Annotated in this window: 16 protein-coding genes and 1 pseudogene; 6 read left to right on the top strand and 11 right to left on the bottom strand. The window is 64.3% G+C overall.

The annotated features are described in order from the left end of the window. Nucleotides 1-25 precede the first annotated feature (25 nt). Nucleotides 26-898, bottom strand: a complete 873-nt coding sequence (locus tag ACVW16_RS22650; RefSeq protein ID WP_456802427.1) for a VOC family protein — start codon at nucleotides 896-898, stop codon at nucleotides 26-28. Nucleotides 899-1,077: 179 nt separating this feature from the next. Between ACVW16_RS22650 and ACVW16_RS22645 the strand changes: the two genes are divergently transcribed. The 3 genes from ACVW16_RS22645 (at nucleotide 1,078) to ACVW16_RS22635 (ending at nucleotide 5,535) form a co-directional block, all read left to right on the top strand. Then, on the top strand, nucleotides 1,078-1,572 hold the full coding sequence (locus tag ACVW16_RS22645) for a hypothetical protein (RefSeq protein WP_456701325.1): 495 nt from the start codon (nucleotides 1,078-1,080) through the stop codon (nucleotides 1,570-1,572). A gap of 247 nt (nucleotides 1,573-1,819) precedes the next feature. Beyond that, a complete protein-coding gene (locus ACVW16_RS22640; RefSeq protein WP_456736227.1) occupies nucleotides 1,820-4,066 on the top strand; it encodes a TOMM precursor leader peptide-binding protein in 2,247 nt (748 codons plus the stop codon). Between the two features lie 92 nt (nucleotides 4,067-4,158). Next, a complete protein-coding gene (locus tag ACVW16_RS22635) occupies nucleotides 4,159-5,535 on the top strand; it encodes a SagB/ThcOx family dehydrogenase (protein WP_456738231.1) in 1,377 nt (458 codons plus the stop codon). 50 nt (nucleotides 5,536-5,585) lie between these two features. Here ACVW16_RS22635 and ACVW16_RS22630 read toward each other — a convergent pair whose 3' ends face one another. From ACVW16_RS22630 to ACVW16_RS22620, 3 genes are all read right to left on the bottom strand, one after another. Beyond that, the gene (locus ACVW16_RS22630) at nucleotides 5,586-6,266 is read right to left on the bottom strand and encodes a helix-turn-helix domain-containing protein (RefSeq protein WP_194479640.1); all 681 of its coding nucleotides are present in this window, start codon (nucleotides 6,264-6,266) and stop codon (nucleotides 5,586-5,588) included. 162 nt (nucleotides 6,267-6,428) lie between these two features. Next, entirely contained in the window at nucleotides 6,429-7,784 is a 1,356-nt protein-coding gene (locus ACVW16_RS22625) for a metallophosphoesterase family protein (RefSeq protein ID WP_456736228.1), read from the bottom strand. Between the two features lie 184 nt (nucleotides 7,785-7,968). Next, nucleotides 7,969-8,133, bottom strand: coding sequence for a Flp family type IVb pilin (locus ACVW16_RS22620; protein ID WP_092227186.1), 165 nt, complete (start codon nucleotides 8,131-8,133; stop codon nucleotides 7,969-7,971). A gap of 353 nt (nucleotides 8,134-8,486) precedes the next feature. On the opposite strand from ACVW16_RS22620, the pseudogene ACVW16_RS22615 reads away from it, so the two are divergent. From ACVW16_RS22615 to ACVW16_RS22605, 3 genes and pseudogenes are all read left to right on the top strand, one after another. Then, nucleotides 8,487-10,002: pseudogene (locus ACVW16_RS22615) on the top strand (hypothetical protein). 11 nt (nucleotides 10,003-10,013) lie between these two features. Then, nucleotides 10,014-11,819: a hypothetical protein gene (locus ACVW16_RS22610; RefSeq protein WP_456736230.1), complete on the top strand. Its 1,806-nt coding sequence runs from the start codon at nucleotides 10,014-10,016 to the stop codon at nucleotides 11,817-11,819. Between the two features lie 220 nt (nucleotides 11,820-12,039). Continuing rightward, entirely contained in the window at nucleotides 12,040-12,363 is a 324-nt protein-coding gene (locus tag ACVW16_RS22605) for a hypothetical protein (protein ID WP_456701322.1), read from the top strand. Between the two features lie 228 nt (nucleotides 12,364-12,591). Here the strand turns inward: ACVW16_RS22605 and ACVW16_RS22600 are convergent, their stop codons facing one another. The 7 genes from ACVW16_RS22600 to ACVW16_RS22570 form a co-directional block, all read right to left on the bottom strand. Then, nucleotides 12,592-13,011, bottom strand: a complete 420-nt coding sequence (locus tag ACVW16_RS22600; RefSeq protein WP_456701321.1) for a DUF3052 family protein — start codon at nucleotides 13,009-13,011, stop codon at nucleotides 12,592-12,594. Between the two features lie 12 nt (nucleotides 13,012-13,023). After that, a complete protein-coding gene (gene ftsH / locus ACVW16_RS22595; RefSeq protein ID WP_092227182.1) occupies nucleotides 13,024-14,949 on the bottom strand; it encodes an ATP-dependent zinc metalloprotease FtsH in 1,926 nt (641 codons plus the stop codon). 242 nt (nucleotides 14,950-15,191) lie between these two features. Then, nucleotides 15,192-16,289: a tRNA lysidine(34) synthetase TilS gene (gene tilS, locus ACVW16_RS22590; RefSeq protein WP_456736231.1), complete on the bottom strand. Its 1,098-nt coding sequence runs from the start codon at nucleotides 16,287-16,289 to the stop codon at nucleotides 15,192-15,194. A gap of 64 nt (nucleotides 16,290-16,353) precedes the next feature. Beyond that, nucleotides 16,354-17,382, bottom strand: a complete 1,029-nt coding sequence (gene ybgF / locus ACVW16_RS22585) for a tol-pal system protein YbgF (RefSeq protein WP_456736232.1) — start codon at nucleotides 17,380-17,382, stop codon at nucleotides 16,354-16,356. 188 nt (nucleotides 17,383-17,570) lie between these two features. Continuing rightward, on the bottom strand, nucleotides 17,571-18,059 hold the full coding sequence (gene pal / locus ACVW16_RS22580; RefSeq protein ID WP_092227179.1) for a peptidoglycan-associated lipoprotein Pal: 489 nt from the start codon (nucleotides 18,057-18,059) through the stop codon (nucleotides 17,571-17,573). A 291-nt stretch (nucleotides 18,060-18,350) separates the two neighbouring features. After that, nucleotides 18,351-19,076 (bottom strand): N-acyl amino acid synthase FeeM domain-containing protein, encoded by a 726-nt coding sequence (locus ACVW16_RS22575; protein WP_456701318.1) that lies wholly within the window; start codon nucleotides 19,074-19,076, stop codon nucleotides 18,351-18,353. Between the two features lie 172 nt (nucleotides 19,077-19,248). After that, a complete protein-coding gene (locus tag ACVW16_RS22570) occupies nucleotides 19,249-21,579 on the bottom strand; it encodes a putative bifunctional diguanylate cyclase/phosphodiesterase (RefSeq protein WP_456736233.1) in 2,331 nt (776 codons plus the stop codon). Nucleotides 21,580-21,722: the final 143 nt, after the last annotated feature.

The raw sequence follows: 21,722 nt of genomic DNA, 5'->3' as shown, positions 1-21,722 counted from the left end.
ATGCACCGTAGCCCGCCGGTGCGACCTAGCGCTTCGGCTTGTGGATCACCATCCGGCCCTGTGAAGCAATGCCGCCCCATTCGGCGGACCAGCTGACTTCCAAGGGGGAGGATGATCCCTCGACGCCCGCGCGATCCCACCCGCCTTGCAGCGCAAACAGGGCGCCTTGGGGGTCGACGCATCGCACGATCCAGCCGCCGTCGGGCAACGCGATGGGATGCTGAAGTACCCGGCCTCCGCCATCATGGACCCGCCGGGCCGCCGCGCCGATGTCCTCGACATTGAAATAATGAAGCCAACACGGCTGCGGTACGCTCGGCAGTTTGGTGAGCATGCCGCCGATCGTCTCCCCGGCCACCGAAAACAATTCGTACACGCTTGCCGGGTCCGCTTCAGCGGAGGCCTGCTGCCAGCCGAGAAGCTTGCGGTAAAACGGGAAGACCTTGCTTCGATCTTCGGCCAGCAACTCGTGCCAGCCTACGCGCCCGGGCTGTTCCAACGCGCTATGTTGCGATTGGCGATATGTCAGCCCGGTGACCAGCGCGAACGTCGCTCCTTGCGGATCGGCGACCACCGCGATACGGCCGATATTGCTGTCGGTCGCCGAGACCAGAATCGCGCCCCCGAGCCGGCGGATTTGTGCGACACGCGCATCCATGTCGTCGACCGCGACGTAGCCGAGCCATCTCGGCGTTGCTCCCATGCGCACCCCTTCTTCGGGGAGATCCATGAGGCCCACGGTCGGAGTGCCGCCTGCAGTCAGCAGCGTGTAGGCCAGTTCAGGGCTCGAGGCATCTTTCTCCGCCCAGCCGACCACGCCGGCGTAAAAAGCAGATGCCGACCGCATATCGGTCGTCAGGAGCTCATACCAAACGAAGCATCCGAGTTGATCGACCACGCTAGTGTTCCCGTTCGGAGGGACGGACGCTTGCGCACTGCATCATGCGTCACTGCCCACTGGCATCGACAGGAATTTGCAGCAATGCCATTCATGAAGATGAATGCAATCTGAACGAGCCCCATTCCGTTTCGTGTTCACGTCAATCTTGCCCGCTCTGATTGCTCGGCGTACGATCATTGCAGAAGATCGTTCTTCGGATCATGGAGGATGCGGCCATGCAACGAACGAAGCAAGCTTCGAAAAACAAGCGAATGACCAAAGCCGCAGTACCGGCGCTCGGATTCGCCGGACTGACTTTTTCGATGGCCGGAAGCGCGATGGCATCCGCGGTGCCGGCGGACGAGCCGCAACAACGATTGAATTTTACGCCCGGCCAGTTCAGTGCGCTCAGCGAGGAAGAACTCGCCGACGTCAATCTCGCGACCTTCCATCTTGCCTATGACGAAAAAACCGTCAGCGGCGTGCTGCTTGCGCGCGGATGCGGTGGTTGTCGCGGCTGCGGAGGCTGCAGAGGGTGTGGTGGCTGCCGAGGCTGTGCAGGTTGCCGAGCCTGTCGCTGCGGCGTCGGTTGCGGCGGCTGTGGCGGCTGCGGTGTTGGCTGGATCGGCGTCCCGTTGCCAGTAGCCTGCACGGGGTGCTGCGCCTCGTGGGGCCGTTGCCGCTGGTGCTAGGCTTGAGCATCTGACTCGACATCGACATGGCGCAATTGCGTTGGCCGGGCTCGCACGCGACCCGGCCAATTTGCTGTCCCGGCCTCCGCGTTCGCTTCGCCTCCCTGCTCGGCTTGCCGACGGCGAACGAGTGTGTTCCAACTCATATCAAGCAATCCGGTAGTGCTCGACACAAGTCGGGCCGGCAAGGCGTTCGTCGTACACCAACGCTCGCAGAAGACGCAAACAGGATCAGCGTGCGACCCCGATGACTGTCAAGCGAAAGAGCCGCACCGCCAAGCCGACCCGCAAGAACGTTCTGCGTTTCGCGCCAAACTTCACGGCCTACCTGCTGCCCCCCAATGTGGTCTGTCTCTATTCTGAGAACCGCAAGTTCTTCCTGCACGGTGATCTCTATTGCGCCGTGGCGAACGTAATCGGGAAGAACGGCACGACTGCGCCGGAGATCGTCCGCCAGCTCTCGAAGAGTTTTTCCGTCCCCGAGATCGAGGAAGCGATCCGGCGGCTGCTCGAGCGCCGCTACGTCATCAGCGGAGCACCGCACGCCTACGCAGGCGCCGTTGATGGTTATTGGGCGAGCCTCGGCCTGCCTCCGGAGGTCGCCGAAGAGAACCTGCGAAATTGGCCTGTGCGCGTCGAATCGATCGATGTCAAAGGCGCGCGTGAACTGAGCGCGGCATTGGGCAAGCTCGGGGTTCACATCGCCAAGCGGGCCCCCAGGCTCGTCGTCACGCTGGTGAACGACTACCTCGAACCGCGACTCGCCGAACTGAACGGGGAGCGCGTCACCGCCGGGACGCCCTGGGTGCTGGTCCAGCCCTCCGGCGTCTTTCCATTGGTGGGGCCGGTGTTCAAGCCGGGCGAGAGCGCCTGCTGGACCTGCCTGCACGATCGCATGATCCGCAATCGCGAGATCAAGGGATTTCTCGACCGCAGGGCGGCGCGAGCGCTTGCAATATCACCACTGGTCAGCGACGCCGTCGGCGAGACCGCGATCCACTTCGCTGCTGTTGAGATCGCGAAGGCAATTGCCTCCGGATTTCGTACTGATCTGAGCGATCACCTCGCAAGCTTCGACATGACCGGGGCTGCCATCGCCAAGCACTACGTCGCGAAGCGCCCGCAGTGCTCGACATGCGGCAGCAAGAAGCTCCGGAATCCGCGGCGTGCAGCGGTGCCGATCGAGCTTGCCGAGGGCAGAAAGCTCATCATGACCAGCGGCGGGTACCGCACCGTGACGTCTCGAGCGACCGTGGCGCGGTTTCGCAAACACGTCAGCCCGCTGACCGGGGTGGTGTCGCGGCTCGAGCGGATCGAGGCGGATCTACCGATGAACACCAATTTTTTTGCGCACCACAATTTCTCTGCGCCGGCCTGGAACGTCGATCAGCTCAGGTCCGGGCTGAGCGGCGGCAGCTTCGGCAAGGGCTCCACGGCCGAGCAGGGCGAGGCCAGTGCGCTGATGGAGGCGATCGAGCGCTATTCGGGCATCTTCCAGGGCGACGAGATCAGGACGACGCGCCGCTTTGCCGATTTTGCTACCGGTGACGCTCTTCTTCCCAACGACATCCAGTTCTTCAGCAACACGCAGTTTCAAAACAGGCACGTCCCTCAGCCGGACGATTCACATCCGGTTCCCGAACCGTTCGATCCCGCGACCAAGACCGAGTGGTCGCCGGTCTGGTCGCTGCGCGACAAGCGTTTCAAATATCTTCCGACCGGCCTGCTGTATTTCTTCTATGGCGGCTTCCACACGGATTCCAACGGATGCGCGGCCGGCAATACCCGCGAGGAGGCCATCGTTCAAGGCTTCCTCGAACTGGTCGAACGCGACGCCTACGCGATCTGGTGGTACAACCGCGTTCGACGTGCGGAAGTCGATCTCACACAATTCGAAGATTCCTACGTTCGCGATCTGCAGCGCCAGTTTGCCGACGCGGGGCGCCGGCTGTGGGTGCTGGACATCACCAGTGATCTCGGCATTCCTTCCTATGTTGCGATCATGCACTGGATACAAAACGGGCACGAGAACATCGAGTTTGGCTCAGGCTCGCATTTCGATCGCCGCATAGCCCTGCTGCGTTCTCTCACCGAGCTGACCCAGTTCATGTCGATTGGCATGATGGGCGGCGGCAGCGGCGAGAAGCCGTCCCTGGATGGTGTCACGCCGCTGCGGCTGGACGATTATCCTTTCCTGACTCCCAGCGAAAATCCGGTCGTCCCGCCGGCGCCTGACATCAAGCTTCACGACAATACGCGTGACCAGGTCAATGCCTGCGTCGACACCGCAGTCCGAGCCGGATACGATTTTCTCGTGCTCGACCAGACGCGGCCCGACGTCGAGGTCCCCGTCGTGAGAGTGCTCGTCCCGGGCTTGCGGCATTTCTATCGCCGCTTCGGACCCGGCCGGCTTTACGATGTGCCGGTGAAGCTTGGGCTGCTGGAGCGCCCGCGCCTGGAAAGCGAACTGACGCCGTTCCTGCCGCACACTTGAAGGCTGCTTGCGTGCGCATTCCCCGGAAAAAACCGCCCAGGAAAGTCATACCCATCATCGCCGCCCGGCTGAACGGCCGTTTCTCCCTTCACATGCAGGCCGACGGAAGCATTGCCGCGGTGTCCGGCAATTATTCGCTCAACCTCGGACAATTCAGCGTCGCCGCGATCGAGCGCGCAGGCCCCCTCGCCACTGGGTTTCCGCTCGCCTCCCTTGCCGGCAAGAGTGTCCTCACGAGGCAGGTTGATGCTCTTGTGCGGCGATTGGCGCGTCACGGGCTGCTAGACTATCGCCTGTTCTCGTCCAGTAATGCGCAGGACGTGGTTGTCATCGAGCCACAGGTCGCCGAATACTGGCCGGAGCCCACAAAGCTATCGAACGACGACACCCTCGCGTTGTCGCGCTTCGCCTATCTGAGACGGCGCGGCAACGAAATGGTACTGGAATCGCCGCGCGCTGGCGCGCTGTTCCGGATTTGCGATCCCGCCGTCGCCGCCACGCTGGCGACCCTGTCGCAGCCACAAAAGATCAGCAGGCTTCGCAGGCAATGGGCTTCCCTGAACCTCCACTTGCTCGGGTTGCTGCTCGACAGCGGGATGCTGATCAAGCTCGATGCGACAAACGGAGGCGGCCATCGAGCGAACGAAGGCGACCGCGATCTGGCTCTCTGGGATTTCCACGATCTTGTGTTCCACACGCGGAGCACGGAGGGCCGGCATACCAATCCGCTCGGTGGCACATACCCGCATGCCGGGGCTGTTCCGCCACTGCCCGCCGTGCGTCCGCCCTGGCCAGGCAAGAGGATCGCCCTCGGCAAATTCGCCTCGCCGAAACTGGCGTCGCCCTTCGCGAAACTGCTACGCGCGCGCCGTTCAGTACGGGATTTCGACGATCAGCATCCGGTCACGCGCGCCGAGCTCTCGCGGTTTCTCGACACCACGGCCCACGTGCTGTCGGAATGGAAGAGCGGCGCAGATGTCGAGGGTATCCCGGAGGTCACGTACACCTCGAGGCCGTATCCGGCCGCAGGCAGTGCGTATGAGCTGGAGTTGTATCTGGCGGTCTCAAACTGCGAAGGTCTGGCACGCGGATTTTACCACTACGACGCGGGAGGCCACGCGCTCGTCGCGCTCGACGCTTCCGCCGAGCAACTCCGGGCGCTTGTGACGGCGGCCGAATTTTCCATGGACGCATCCGCGCCGCCGCAGATCCTGATCACGATCGCCGCACGGTTCGGCAGGGTTTCCTGGAAATACAGCTCGATCGCCTATTCGCTGATCCTGAAGGATGTCGGCTGCATGATCCAGACGTTCTACCTGGCGGCGGCCGACATGGGCCTTGGTGGCTGCGCCATCGGCACCAGCAATATTGAACTGTTTGCAAGAATGACGGGACTCGAATTCCACATCGAGAGCCCGGTTGGCCAGTTCGCGCTTGGACGGAGCGCGAAGCGGCCAATCCCGACCTAGAGCCTTTTGATCTATCGGCTCAGCCCACAGCCCTGATCGCAGCGGCGTTTTCAGGCCCCAACCAGCGCTTTGGTCGTCGGCAGCAGCGTCTGCTGCACCACCAGACCCCTGGCGCGGGCGTCCATGACGCCGACGGCGCGCAGCGCCAGCAGCGTCACGGTCTGGACCGCGTCGCGCATCTTGGCGGGATCCTCGAGATTGTCGGGCGCCAGCGGCCCGACCAGCGCTTCGTGCAGGGCGCCGAGCAGAGCGGTCGCGGCAAGCGACGTGTCCTGGGCGGGCAGATGGCCGGCCCGGACCGCCGCATCGATCCGGGCGGCGATCTCCCCGGCGATCTCGCGGCGGCTGGCCAGCCTGGAGGCACTCACGTCAACATCGACGGGTTCAGCCAGAATTCCCCAGGCCAACCGGCGCTGCGACAGCGTGTGGACCGCCACGGTGGTCACGGCCGCCGCCAGCGCAGAGGACGGCCCTGGCGCGGCATCGGCCGCGCGCCGGATCGCCGCCAGCTCGTCGCGGGAGACCTCGGAAATCAGTTCGGAGATCAGCTCGGCTTTGGAGGGGAAGTAGCGATAGACGGTTCCGGCGGCCACATTGGCCCTGATAGCTACCGGCGCGATCTGCACCGCCGCCATGCCACCTTCGGCTGCGGCTTCCCTTGCCGCCGCCAGGATGGCGCTGCGCCGAGCCGCAAGGCGCTTAACCACTTGATGCGTCCGCCTATAAACCATGGCGCGCTTCCCATCCCACACGCCTGCCGCACGCCGCGGCCGAGCGCTTCGTCACTGCAATCGAGCAAATCGTCCCTGAAGGACTGAACAACTATTCAGGAGGGATGACAAGAAGCAAATGCATCGGCGTGCATTGCGTCATCGAGGTCGCTGGCGGAGGCGCTACATCAGCGCAATCTGGACACTGAGCGCCGCACCTCTGAAGGGACGATCTTCAGGGCCACCTTGTCCGTGACCGATCCCCCAGCGCTCGGGCCACGACAGACCTTCCACCCCGCGCGCCGTCGCCGCGTTGAAGGACGACCACCTGGCATCGTCGTGGTGACGATACAAGAGACCGCCCGGCCCCATGTCCGGATAGATCCTGACGTGGATATCAAACGGCGCATCCACGGCAAGGTCGGGGCCGATCCAATACGCCGGACTGCGCCCTGGATCGCGACCGACAATCACGGTCAGGGTTTGCGCAGGCCCGCGAAGTCCAAGCCAGATGGGTGCAATCGCGCCGGGCCCGAAAGCCGTGAAGATCGTCTGCGCCGATGCGGCATCGATCGTCGCGCTCTGCCCGGTCAGTCTCAGCTCGATGCTGGCTCCGCTCCGGACAGGTCCGCTGAACAGCGCCTCGGCTTCGCCGGACGGCAGCGCCGCCCACCGGTTCGGATCAGGATCAGGTACCGGCCATTCCAGCCTTTCTCTGACCGCACCATTGGTATCGAGCACCTGATAGCGCAGGCCGTGCGTATCGAGCGCGGCCTGCACACAATGGAGATATTCGACATCCTCGGGCATTCGGTGTGCCGTTCCGGCACCCGCAGTGCAGATCTGCAGGACGCCACGATGCGCCTGCACATCGAAGGCCAGGATGTGGCTGCACAGATAGGCCAGCACGTTTTCGTTCACGAGGATATCCCAGAACGGCCGCGCGTATTCGTGGCCGATCTCGCGTTGATATGCGCCGGAAAAGCCGTTGACGGGAAACACCGGGTGATGACCGATGACGAGCTTGTGCCTGATATCGCCGTGCTGCTTCAGCGTCGCCTCGAGCCATTCGATTTCGACATGTCCCTCGCCGCCGAGGCCGCTCCACAGCGTGTTGACGAACACCATCAGAAGGTCGCCGCGCTGCACGAAGTAGGAGAGACCTGATTGCCCTGACGGTCCGTTGTCGGGCAGATCGAGAACGCTGCGAAACACGGTTTCGCTCATCACATCGTAGGTCGTGTGATTGCCGGACGTGTGCCACATGGGAATGGCGACACGGTCCAGCCATGCCATTTCCGTATCCAGCCAATATCGCCACTGCGCGCGAAGAGCGTCCGCATCCGGCGTCAGGCCGATGATTTCATCGCCCGGAAAGACGATGAACTCAGGCTGCGGTCGCAGGCGTTGGACGACGGCGTTGACCGCGGCGAAGGTCTTTTCGTGCAATGCGCCAGGCACGCCCGAGCAGGAGTCACCATACAGCAGAAACTGGTGGCCCTCGCCGCGCGGCAACAGCGCGGAGATGGAATCTTTCACCGATCAGCGACCTTCCATTGCAAACGTCCGATGGAAGAATGGCAATTTCCGGAAGCGGGAGCAACGCGCAAAAATCGATCGAAGCCGCAACTCCCGCAGATGCGTTCTCTGCCGAGATGCACGCCCCAAACAAGAAGAGCCCCATCCGAGGACGGGGCTCTTTGAACTCCGAGATCGTCTCAGCTTACTTGAGGCTGGACGAGATCGAACCGAACTTGGTGTTCAGCGAGGTGCCGAGCTGGTTGACGACGGTGATGATCGCGAGAGCGATACCAGCGGCGATCAGGCCGTATTCGATGGCGGTAGCGCCGGATTCGTCCTTCACGAAACGCGAAACGAGGTTCTTCATAGACTGCTCCAAAGGATTCACGTGGCTTCAACTGGTCCGGTCTTTTCGGCTTCCCAGCGCCGCCCGACCATGGAACCGAACGTAGAGGCAAAGACTTGCACCGCAGTTAATTCGACTGCGCAAACATGGAACGGATTGCATGTATTCGTCGATGGTAAACCGAAATCTAAAACAACCGGTTAAATTGCGCGGACACACGGAAGGGTCCCGTCCGGACGCGTTTGCTTGACGCGCACCGGTATCCCCTTCGCTCGCAAACGCTTTGGGTAGCCCCGCTGATTTACTGGAAGTTATGACCGCCGTGGTCCAATGCCGCCCGCGCGATCAACCCGATAAGAACACCACGAGGCGGCATGTCTCTTTCCTTCACCAACAGCATCGCAGTGCAGAGCCGCGCTCGCGCGCTGGTGCCGCTGTGTGTCGGCGCAGGCGCCTATCTGTTCTTCCTTTATATCGGCGACACGCTGCTTCAGGATTCCGACTCGTTCTGGCAGATCAAGATCGGTCAGTGGATTCTCGACCATCACGCCCTGCCCTATACCGACATCTATTCGTTCACACGGTTTGGCGAGCCCTGGATCTCGACGTCGTGGCTGTCGCAAATCCTGTTCTCGATCTCCTACACGCAATGGGATTGGGCGGGACCGGTGATCCTCACCGCGCTCGGGATCGCCGCATCCGCAGCGATCCTGGTTCATCTGCTCGATGCGCATCTCGAGATCCCGCGCTCGGTGCTGTTTGCGATGCTCGCGGTGCTGCTGTCGCTGCATCACGTCCTGGCGCGGCCGCATATCCTGGCACTGCCGGTGATGATCGCCTGGGTCGGCGTGCTGATGAATGCGGCCGACCGCAAGGCCACGCCGTCCTGGGTCTGGCTGCCGCTGATGTCGCTGTGGGCGAATTTGCATGGCGGCTTCGTGCTCGGCCTCGCGCTGATCGGCCCGATCGCGCTGGAGGCGATCTGGACGCTGGATTCCGGCAAGCAGATCCGGCTGCTCGCGCGCTGGTTCCTGTTCGGTGTCGCCGCCACGGCGGCTGCCTGCGTCACTCCCTATGGCTGGCGCACGCTGCTGGGCGCGACCAACATCCTCAATCTCGGCGAGCTGCTGTCCGTCATCTCGGAATGGATGCCGGCGAATTTCGCCTCGTTCTCCGCATTCGAGGGCCGCGATCCTCGGACTGATCGCACTCGGCCTGTTTCGCGGCCTCACGCTGTCGCCGCCACGCATTCTGCTGATCGTGCTCTTCACCTGGATGGGGCTCACGCATGTCAGGAGCATCGAGGCCTTTGCCTTCCTGGTGCCGCTGGCGCTGGCCAAGCCTCTCGGCGAAAGACCGCCGCTGCCGCAAACGGACGCACAAGGTCGTGAGAAGGCCGCCGAGAGCTGGGCGGCGCGCTACGTCACAATCACTGCCGCGCTGATGATCGCGGCTGCGGCCTGGACCTCGACCTCGATCTACATGTCGCATCACCGGTTCACCTTCACGATGGACCAGACGCCCGTCGCTGCCGTCGACCTGCTCCAGCAACGCAAGGCGCAGCGCATCTTCAACGCCTACCAGTTCGGCGGCTATCTGATCTCGCGCGACATGCCCGTGTTCATCGACGGGCGCGCCGAGCTCTATGGCGAGACCTTCGTGATGGATTTCTTCAAGGGGGTCGAGGTCAAGAAGCTCGACAATCTGACGCGGCTGCTCGATGAGTACAAGATCGACGCCACGCTGATGGTGGCCGACAGCCCGGCCGCCCAGGTGCTCGATCACATCAAGGGCTGGAAGCGGCTCTATGGCGACAACATCGCCGTGATCCATGTGCGTGATGGCGCAACGGGCGCGGGCAACACGCCCGTGCCGACCCAATCGAACTGAGACGCCCGACAATGCCGCCGCTCGCCCCATCGACCGTGCAACGATCGACCGCGGAGCCGAAGCCTGCGATCGTGCTCGCGATAATCTGGGCCGCAATCGTGGCTGTGCTCGCGCTTCCGGCGATCAAAACCGGCGTGTTCGACACGCTGTCGACCGACGACGCCATGCGTCTGGTCGAAGTGCGCGATCTTCTCTCCGGCCAGGGCTGGTTCGACCTGACTCAATACCGGCTCGACCCGCCCGGAATCGCCATGCACTGGTCCCGCATCGTCGATGCGCCCCTGGCCATTCTGATCCTCTTGTTCCGCCCGCTCCTCGGCCAGCATCATGCCGAAGCACTCACGCTGGTGCTGTGGCCGTCGCTGTTGCTGGGGGCCGCGCTATGGCTCGCGGCGAGGATCGCAAGTCAGGCAAGCGCTCCGGCGGACAAGCCGCGGGCGCAGCTCGCGGCGATTCTGCTTGCGGCGCTGTCGATCCCTGCCCTCATCCACTTCCGCGCCGGCGCGATCGACCATCACAATCTGCAGATCGTGCTGCTGCTCGGCTTCGTGCTCCACATCTGCGACCTGGAATACCGTGCAGCCAAGGCGGCTTTGGCAGGATTCCTCGCAGCGCTTTCGCTATCGGTCGGATTGGAAATGCTTCCTGCCATCGCTGTGGCGAGCGCGGCCGTCGTGGCACTCCTGGTGTGGAAAGGCGCGGAAGCCCTGCGCCCAGCCTGCGCCTTCGGTGCAGGCCTTGCCGGGTCGTCGCTGCTGCTGGCGCTGCTTCTGCTCCCGATGAACAGTCTCCTCACGCCGGTCTGCGATGCCTTCGGCGGACCCATCCTGCTCCTGGCCGCAGGGGGCGGCATCGCGCTGCTTGTGATCGCCGGTGCTAGCCGGCTGCGCGAGGGCTTGTGGGTGCGGTTGACGGCGAGCGCTCTCGCCGGTGCTCTCCTGCTCGGCGCATTCTTCAGGTCATACCCGAGCTGCGTTGCATCGCCCTATGCGCAGGTTGACCCCCTGCTCGTCAGCTTCTGGCTTGGCCGCGTCATCGAGACCATGCCGATGACGGAATTGGCCCAGCTGCAGCCGCAAAAGCTGCTCGGCTATTACGCTTTTCCATTGCTGACGCTCGGCCTGTGTGTGGCTGCCATGATTGGCTGCACGCCGCAAACGCGCTTTCGCTGGATCGTCTCGACCATCACGCTCGCAACGCTGTTCGGCGAGAGCCTGTGGGAATTGCGCGGCGCCGCTGCCGCGAACATCGTGGCGGCCCCGCTATGCGTCGCGGGAATCACCCGGCTTCGCACCAAGGTCGTGGCCGGTTGGCGGCTGGTACGTGCGGCGGTACTGGTGTCGCCCGCCACACTCGGCGGCATGGGTTTTGCGGTCTGGCCGGCACTCGCTGCCGGCACGGGCGGACAAAAGATCGCGATGCCAGATCCCGCCGAATCCTGCCAGACCATCTCAAGCGCCGCACCGCTCGCCTTCCTGCCGGCCGGGCGGGTGATGGCGCCGATCGATTCGGGTCCTGCGATCCTGGCCGCGACGGAACATTCCGTCTTCGCTGCTCCCTACCACCGCAACAATGACGGCAACCTCGTCATGGTCCACACCATGACGGAAACACCGGAAGCCGCGCGCGACATGTTCCGCGCACGGCAGGTCGACTACATCCTGACGTGCAACGGCTCCATCGATCAGGAGGATCTTGTCCGCATCGCGCCGGAGGGCCTCGCCGCGCATCTCGGCCGCGGCGAAGCTCCGGACTATCTGGAGGCGGTGCGGGCCGTGTCGAAACCCGGCTGGACTGTTTGGCGCGTGCGCCGGTAAGAGCTCGTCCGGGCCTTCCGCACATGCCCGACGATGACCCCACCGGCCCAGCGACAAGGGAGGCCGCAGCCCGGATGGAGCGTAGCGCAATCCGGGGCCTTCTCTAAAGTAGCGATCCCGGATTACGCTGACGCTCCATCCGGGCTACGTCAGCTTCGTGCCTGACGCGGCTCAATGCAGTCAGATCGGGCTATGCAAATGGCCTGAAGCAAACCGTGTCATGAAAAATCCGGACGCCATTGCCGTCATCGTCTCAGCGCTCCGCCAGGTCCATGGCGACGACATCGCGCGCATGATGCTGGTCGAAGGCATGAGCCTCGCCAATCTGATCGATGCGATGTTTTCGGCGCCGCTGACGCACCGGGAGGCGGTTCGAGCGATCACCGATGGACTCGATGATTTCATCATCACGCCGGACCTCGGGCTGATCTGGCACCTGAAATATGTCTACGGAGACCACTCCCTGCACGTCGTAGACCTGGAGATCGCCACGCCCGACGGTACGCTGGCGAGCAACGACGTCTGGCTTCGGCTGGCGTCGTGAATGCGGAGCCGGCGCTGAATGGCTCCTGTTCGTGTCCGGGGGACGAGCGCTCAGTCTGAGCGCAACTTCATCCACGTCGTCATTGCTTCGCTGCGCTCGCAATGACGCAGTGTGGAGCGATGACGTGCCTTCCTGATACGCCGCGAGGCGTGCCCGCCACCTGCCGCGATGGGCGAGAGATCGTGGACACGGCGCAAGGGCGCCTGTGCCCACCCGACGGGACCGGAGCTATTTGGCGGCTTTCGCGCGATCCTTCAGGGGGATCACGAGCTTGAGGCCGGACCAGACATCGTTGACCGCGCAGATCTTGATATCGACGAGGCCGTTCGCGAGCGCGGTCTCGCGCACCAGGGCTTCGGTCACGTCAGTCGGGACGCCCGATGCCTGCTTCGGCCACGATGCCCAGATCATCCCGTCGGGCGCGATCGCCTTGCGGGAGCTGCGCAGTTTTGCGGCGAGGCCTTTGGCTTCGGCTGCGAAGAGATGCACCATGTCGAGCGGAGGCCTGATCGCCTTCGCGATGGTCACACCGTCAGGCAATTCACCGACGACGTCGCGATAGGGCGTGGCGAGGCCGTCCACGAAAATGCAAAAGCCCGGCTTGACACCGAGCTTTTGCACAATGGGTTTGCCGGAATATCCGGCCATGGCAGGCGAGATTTACGCCTGCGGCTGCGGCTCCAGGCCGGGATCCGGATCGGGCCGCGGGCGCGGCGACTTGCCGGCCGGGGGCACCGCGGAGGCGCGCGGCGTGGTCGGCTCGAGCACCGACTCGCGGTTCGGCTTCTTGCCCTTGAGGAGATCGACGATCTCATCTCCCGTCAGCGTCTCGAACTCGAGCAGGCCCTTGGCCAGGGTCTCGAGGTCGGCATGCTTCTCGGTGAGAATGCGGGTCGCCTCCTTGTAGCCTTCCTCGACCAGGCGCTTGATCTCGGAGTCGATCTTCTGGACCGTTGCCTCGGAGGCGTTCTGCGTCCGCGACACCGACATGCCCAGGAACACCTCGTCCTGGTTCTCGCCGTAGGACACGGTGCCGAGTTCTTCCGACAGGCCCCAGCGCGTCACCATCATGCGGGCCAGGCGCGTGGCCTGCTCGATGTCGGAGGCGGCACCCGAGGTGACCTTCTCGCGGCCGAAGATCAGCTCTTCGGCGACACGGCCGCCCATCATGATGGCGAGGCGCGAGGTCATCTGTTCCAGCGACATCGACAGCTTGTCGCGTTCGGGCAGCTGCATGACCATGCCGAGCGCACGACCGCGCGGAATGATGGTCGCCTTGTGGATCGGATCGGTCGCGGGCACGTTGAGGCCGACGATGGCGTGGCCGCCCTCGTGATAGGCCGTCAGCAGCTTCTCTTCCTCGGTCATGACGAGCGACTTGCGCTCGGCCCCCATCATCACCTTGTCCTTGGCCTCTTCGAACTCGGCCTGGGTGACCATGCGCTTGTTGCGACGCGCAGCGGTCAGGGCAGCTTCGTTGACGAGGTTCATCAAATCGGCGCCGGAGAAGCCCGGCGTACCGCGCGCGATGGTCTTGAGGTTGATATCGGGCGCCAGCGGCACCTTGCGGACGTGGACCTTGAGGATCTGCTCGCGGCCGACGACGTCGGGGTTCGGCACCACGACCTGACGGTCGAAGCGGCCCGGACGCAGCAGCGCGGGATCGAGCACGTCGGGACGGTTGGTCGCGGCGATCAGGATCACGCCCTCGTTCGCCTCGAAGCCGTCCATCTCGACCAGCAGCTGGTTCAGCGTCTGCTCGCGCTCGTCATTGCCGCCGCCGAGACCGGCGCCGCGATGACGTCCGACCGCATCGATTTCGTCGATGAAGATGATGCAGGGCGCGTTCTTCTTGGCCTGCTCGAACATGTCACGCACGCGAGAGGCGCCGACGCCCACGAACATCTCGACGAAGTCCGAACCCGAGATGGTGAAGAACGGCACGTTGGCTTCGCCCGCCACCGCACGCGCGATCAGGGTCTTGCCGGTGCCGGGAGGGCCGACCAGCAGCACGCCGCGCGGAATGCGGCCGCCGAGGCGCTGGAATTTGCCGGGGTCACGCAGGAATTCGACGATCTCCTGCAGGTCCTGCTTGGCTTCGTCGACGCCGGCGACGTCCTCGAAGGTGACGCGGCCATGCGCTTCGGTCAGCATCTTCGCGCGCGACTTGCCGAAGCCCATCGCCTTGCCGGCGCCGCCCTGCATCTGCCGCGACAGGAAGATCCAGACGCCGATCAGCGCGATGAACGGGAGCCAGGAGACCAGCAGCGAGACGAACCACGGCACGTTGTCGCCGGGCGGCTTGGCGGTGATCTGGACCTTGCTGTCATAGAGGCGCTTCACCAGCGTCGGGTCGTTCGGCGCATAGGTCTGGAAGCTCTGGCCGGTGGTGAAGGTGCCGTGGATTTCAGGCCCCTGAATCACGACGTCGCGGACACGGCCCTGGTCAACTTCGCTGAGGAGCTGCGAGAAGGCGATGTCCTGCGAGGAGGCCCGCTGACCCGGATTCTGGAAGAGCGTGAACAACGCCAACAGCAGCAAAACAATGATGACCCAGAGGGCGAAATTGCGCAGATTGGCGTTCATCGATCTTCCTTCGTGGTCGCGCGGATCGCGGCCTCATCCTTGGGCAAGCTAGAGAAAATCCCCAAGGAATCCTCTCGGTTAGATGGATACAATCTAGGTGCCACCCGGGTCGCTGCCAAGGGAACGAGATGGGACTATTTATCCCATCTTAGAGCGATTCCCGCTGAAATAATGGCGTCAAAGCCGGGCTTTTTCCTGCCTGGTTAAGGTGTCCTGACGGCATCCGGGGCAAACGGCCGGTGTCATGGTCCGCCCCTCGCCGCCTCGCCGTCCCCTTTCGACCGCCGGGCCGGCGCAGGCGCGATGTGGATACGCCCGCCCGCTAGGCTGATCAAGGCGCCCGCCAAGGTCTGCTTCAGAATCGGACGGCCATTTGCGGGGGCGCGGGCGGCCGTCGCGACCGCCTGGCCGTGGACGGCCTGGTCGAGCGCCGCCAGAAGGGTTTCGACCTTGCCGAGTTCCGCGGGCCCTTCATGCCCGAGCGCATCGATGGCCCGCAGCAACAGCCGCAGCCGGACTTCCTCCGGCAGGGCTGCAAAGGCCGCGGCCTCAAAGCTGCGAACGCCCCGATGCGGCGCACCGCCGCGATCCCGCAAGGCGAGGAAGCGCTCGGCGCCGTCGGTCAGCACCTCGACCGCCGCATTGGCGCGGGCAAGCCGCGCCGACAGCCGCACCAGCGTGCGGGCATCGCCGCCCTCGGCGGCAAGCTGCGGCAACAGCGCCCGCAATCGCGGTCGTGTGAAGGTGGCATCGCGGTTGGTGGGATCGTCGGCGAAACCGATCCCGGCCCGTTTCAGGGTCGCGATGAGCTGCGATTTCGAAACATCGAGCAGCGGACGCGCGAGCACGATGGCGTCGCGCGTGGTCAGGCGCGCCATCGCCGACAGCCCGGCGATGCCGCTGCCGCGTACGAGCCGCATCAGCAGGGTCTCGGCCTGGTCGTCGCGGGTATGGGCGGTCAGCACATGGCTCGCGCCGGCTGAGTGCGCGGCCTTCGCGAGCAGGCGGTAGCGGGCCTCACGCGCGGCGGCAGGCAATCCCGTCTTTGGCTTGGCGCCGCGCCAATGCAGAGTCCGGTGCGCAAGGCCAAGCTCAGCGGCCAGCCGTTTGACCTCACGCGCCTCACGCGCGGCCTCGCTCCGCAGGCCGTGATCGACGGTGACGGCCGTGAGCTCAGGTCCGCGGGTAAAACTGCGCCGCCAGCGCGCCGCGAGCCACATCAGCGCGACCGAATCGGGGCCGCCAGACACCGCCAGCACCAGCGCCGGCGCAGCTTCCAGCCCGGCGAAGAGCTGCTTCGCCGCGCGCGCCGAAATCGGTGAATCGTCGTCGTCTGACATGACGCTGCAATCGTCCGCGGATGGATCGACTGTTTAGCGCAACACCATCCGCTTTGTCAGCGGATCAGCACTTCACCCGCTTCTGCTCGCGGTCGACGGCGGCTTTGACGCCGGCGGAGGCGCGCGGATATTTGCGACCGACCTCGCCGAAGGCGGCACAGGCGGCTTCCTTTTCCTTCAGCGCGGCCAGCGACTGGCCGAGCCGCAGCAGCGCATCCGGCGCCTTCGCCGATTTGTCGTATTTGGTGGTGACGGCGAGGAACGCTTCGGCGGAATCGCGATATTGCTGGCGCTGGTAGTAGCTCTCGCCGAGCCAGTATTGCGCATCGCCGAGCAGCGGGTCGTTCGGGTATTTCGCCGCAAAATTCTTCATGGTCTGCTCGGCCAGCGCATAGTCCTTGCGTTGCATGTAGCCGATGCCGAGGTCGAACTCGTCCCGTGGCGTGGCCGAGGGCGGCAGGGTCGCGAGAGCCGGAGCACCGGCCTGCGGCGGGTAAGCCTGCTGGGCGGGCGGATAGCCGGGCTGGACCGCCTGGGGCGCGGTCGCCTGCGGATAGGCTTGCTGGGGCGGCGCTGCGGCCTGCGGATAGCGGCCGCCATTGGCGCTGAGATCGAGCGGCTGCTGACCGCCGCCGAGCGCGCGCGGCGCGCCGGGAGCGTTCGGAGCCTGGCTCGGGTCGAACGCATCGCCACGGCGACGACTGCCGGGCGCGCCGGGGCCAGGCTGCTCCTGAACGATCGGCGCGGGAGCGGCGACCTGCGGCTGCTCGTAATTCGGCTGCATGCCCTGCTGCTGCGGCGGTTGCTGGCGATAGCCAGGGGCGACCTGGGCCGGCGGCACGGCTGCGACGTTGGGCTGCAGCGGCGCCTGGCCGGGTGTCGCGCCCTCGAGCTGATGGATGCGATCCTCGAGCTGGCGGTTGCGATATTGCAGCTCTTCGTTCTGGCCGGTGAGTTGGCGCAGCTGGTTTTCCAGCCGCTCGATCCGCATCTCGGGGTCGCCATCGTCCGACTGGGCGAAGGCCGGCGAACACAAGGAGAGCAGCGCGGCGGCGGCCGCGGTGCCGGTTAAGACCTTAAATCTGGATGACATCTTGCCCTGACGACGAAAGCGAAATGGCCTGCGACGGAACATGCGACGCGCCACACATTGAAGGGGAGTACGCCAAAACTGTGACTACCACCAAGGGGTTTTCAGTCACAGGTCGCTGAAACGAAACCGGCGCCCGTGAGGGCGCCGGCATCATCGGTTCCTGAAGATGAACAGCGGCTGACCAGAGATCAGGAGCTCGCGTTCAGCACGGTCACGGCACGACGGTTCTGTGACCAGCAGGAGATGTCGTTACACACGGCCACCGGGCGCTCCTTGCCGTAGGAGATGGTGCGCATGCGGTTCGCATCGATGCCGCGCGAGACCAGGAACGAACGCACCGACTGGGCGCGGCGGGCGCCGAGGGCGATGTTGTATTCGCGGGTGCCGCGTTCGTCGGCGTGACCTTCGATGGTGAAGGAGTAGCGCGGATAGGTCTGCAGCCACTGGGCCTGCTTCTCCAGGGTCACGATCGCCTGCGGGGTCAGATCGGTCTGGTCGCTCTCGAAGAACACGCGGTCGCCCACGTTCACCACGAAATCCTGCTGGCTGCCCGGCGTCGCCGCGCTCGCATTCGCGTCCATACCCATGTTCTTGTTGGCGCAGGCGCCCATCGACAGGGCAATGGCAAGCACCGCGGCCAGCTTCAATCCCTGGAGGATACGCATAGGATATTTCATTCCGGAGCCTCCACGCTCACGTTCGTCCACTGCTGTCCGGTCTACAGGGGGTTGGTTAAGCGAACGTTCCGTCAACCTTGACGGAACCTTGCCTCAGCCGGTCAAATGCCCCCAACCAGCGAAAAGCACCCATCATGGTTAATGGGTTGTAAATGTGGCGCGAGGGTGAAGGCAAGCCGGGGGGCCGGGCAAAAACGCTGGATATCGCCGGAATTTTGGCCCCGATATGGCTGACGACGCGAACTCCCCCTGCCCGGAGGCCGCTCCGGCCGTCACAGGGCCGCCGCAGAATCAGGCGTGAGCGGCCTCGGCCACCAGCACCGGCCGCTGCGGAACCTGGCGCTGGCCGCCGCGCCCGAACAGCATGCGCCGCTCGAACGCCGTCGAGCGCATGATCGGATAGCGCTCGAACACCTTCTTGCGGAAGGTCGGGAAATCGGCCGCCATCAACCCGAACGCCTTGGTGAGGCCAGGCACCTGCCGCGGCTCGGCAATCGGCGCGTGCAGGAACACCCGGCGATAGAACGCGTGATGCTCGGGACGCACGATCGCAAGGCCGAGATCGGCATTGAAATGCTCGCACGCCATGTAGGCGAGACGCGTCGTCAGATAAGGCAGCTCGGGGACGCGCTTGGCCATATCAGGATCGGCGACGAACCGCGTCGGATCGATCATGACCTCGCCGCGATCGAGCCGCGGCAGCACGACGTCGGGAAAAACGTCGGCCGAGGTCGATGAGCGCCATTCCGAGGTCAGCACGCTGATGCGCACCGAGCTGCAGAGCTCGCCGCGGAGATAGACACCGAAGGTCCACGCGTTCGGCAGCTCGTCATACTTATCGGTGACGCGTGCCTCGGCAGATTCCTTGACGGCACCTTCGCGCAAATACGCGCGGTAGCGGAGGTTGTAGATCTCCTCCTTCTCCTCGACCGTCTCGGCAAGATGATAGTCGACGTCGGTCAGGAGCTCTGCACCCCGTCCAACAGCCGAAATGATCGCTCTGGCTGAGGACTGCATCCCTACTCCTGACCCACCACCGCATACGCGCAGGACAACCTCCACGCGTGACCAATTATTAACAGCTTCTTAACAACGAAGCAAAGCAATCGAACTGTTAGGGTTAACCGACCGTAGGACTACGGAGCTGCCGCAACAGCGTGAAACGGCGGGCAATTCGGGGAAGCAGCGGCTAGGCGAACGAGCGCGCGCCGACAACCTGGAGCAGGTTCTCGCCGCGCCGTCCATGCGAGGCGTTCAGGAGCTGGCGCATCCGCACCGCGGGCACCGGGCGGCTGAACAGATAGCCTTGCGCCTCGGACACGGTGCCGTCGGCACTGATCAACTCGAGCTGCTCGTTGGTCTCGATGCCTTCGACCACGACCGACATGCCGAGATCGGCCGACAGCCGTGCCACGCCGCGCAGCAGCGTCAGCGGGCGATCGGTGTCGATGCCCTCGAGGAAGGAGCGGTCGATCTTGACCTTCTGCATCGGGAAATTGTGCAGATAGCTGAGGCTCGAATAGCCGGTGCCGAAATCGTCGAGTGAAATGCGCACGCCGAGCGCATGCAGCTGCGACAGGATGTCGTGGGTGAGTTGGGTGTTGCGCAGCAACGAGGATTCGGTGATCTCGATCTCGAGGCGATGGGCCGGCAGGCCCGACACTTCGAGCGCGTAGCGGATCTCGCTCAGCACGTCGCGCTGATGGAATTGCTGCGGCGAGAAATTGACCGCGACACTGACGCCCTCGGGCCACTTCATGCATTCCATGCAGGCGCGGCGCAGGATCCAGCGGCCGAGATCGACGATCAGGCCCATGTCCTCGGCAACCGGGATGATGTCGATCGGCGAGACCGTGCCGCGCACCGGATGATTCCAGCGCAGCAGCGCCTCGCAGGTGGTGATCTTGCCGGACTTGAGGTTGACGAGCGGCTGGTAGAACAGCTCGAACTCCTCATTGGCGAGCGCCTTGCGCAGGTCCAGCTCGAGGATGCGGCGAGCCTCGACGGTCGCCGCCATCTCGTCGCGGAAGAAGCAGAAAGTGCCGCGGCCGTCGGCCTTGGCGCGGTAGAGCGCCATATCGGCGTTCTTGAGCAGCGTGTCGGCGCTGGTGCCCTTGGGCGAGGTCAGCGCGATGCCGACGCTGGCGCCGATCTCGACCAGATGATTGTCGATACGGTAGCGCTCGCTCAGGCGCTCGACGATGCGGCGGGCGAGGCTCGCGGCATCCTCGGGCGAATTGATGTTCTGCTGGTACACGACGAACTCGTCGCCGCCGAAGCGGGCGACGAAATCCTCCGGCCGCAGCATCTCGCGCAAGCGGTTGGCGACCGCGCAAAGGAGCTGGTCACCGCAGGGGTGGCCGAGCGTGTCGTTGACCTGCTTGAACTGGTCGAGGTCGATGAACAGCAACGCGGAGAGCCGTTCGGAATGGTGCGAATGGGCGAGGAGCCGCTCGATCTCATCGCGGAAAGAGACCCGGTTCGGCAGCGCCGTCAGTTCGTCATATCTGGCAAGATGGCTGATGCGGGCTTCCGCATTGGTGCGTTCGGTGATGTCTTCCAGCAGCACCACGGTGCCGCCACGGGCCATCGGCTGGAACGTCCAGGCCAGCGCGCGGCCGCGCGTCGTATCCGGGTCGGCGCTGACAATCTCGCGGATCCGCGCCTGCTCGATCTCGGCGATGACCTGATTGCCGCTCTCGACCGAGATGGTGCCCGCCGCGACGCAGGCCGATACGATGTCGACGGCGGTAGCGCCGCGCTTGACCAGGTCCTCGGGCAATTGCATCAGCTCGCCGAAGCGGTGGTTCATCACCGCCAGGCGCCCGTCGGCGCGGAACATGCACAGGCCGTGCGGCATGTTGTTGAGGGCGGTATCGAACTGGCTCGCCAGCGCGGATTCGCGGAAGCTCGAGGTCAATGCCTTGACGAAGATCGCGTGCAGGCTGAGGTTGATGTTCTTCAGCCCGACGAAGAAGAACGCGAGCAGGATGGCGAGTCCGATGTGGTAGAGGCCGCCATGCATCAGCAGCGCGAGCGACATCGGTCCGCAGGCGAGCACGACGTGCCACTGGACCACCCGGGGCTGGCCGTAATTGCGGGCCGCGCCGCCCGCCGTATAGCCGATGCCGATCGCGACACAGAGCATGTCGGCAACGGGATCCTCGTTGAGATAGATCACGACGAAGGCCCACAGGCCGAGCACCGCGGCATAGCTGAGCGCGCCGGCCCAGTAACGCGGCGCCAGCTGCGTGGCCTCCTCGAATGACAGCGCCTCTGTTCGGTTCTCGTAGCTGCGCATCTGGAACGCGCGCGCGGTACCGATGGCGATCAGCAGGAACGCGATCGGCCAAAGCCTGGCGTCGCCGGTCTTCAGCGCAGTCATGACCGCGGCCACGGCGGCGGAGGCCGAGCCGAGGAAGATCGCCCAGAAATTCTGAACCATGGAGTTGATGAGAGCGGCGTAGAGTATGGGCTCCAGCTCGTCTCGATCACTCTGCTTCTGGTCGGCCAGCTGCATCGGCTTGTTACGCGTCCTGTTTAGCGCGTACTTTTACCCGGACCAGATGAAGCCTTTCTGAGGGAACATCGTTAAAGTCGAGTTGTTTTTCGGCAATAGCGAATCTATTTCCGCTGCAAAATCAAGCAACTAGGCAAGCCTTG

It is taken from the genome of Bradyrhizobium sp. USDA 4474, assembly GCF_054057515.1.
Note: the sequence above shows the minus strand (reverse complement) of the source record. Positions and strands in the feature narration are given on the sequence as shown.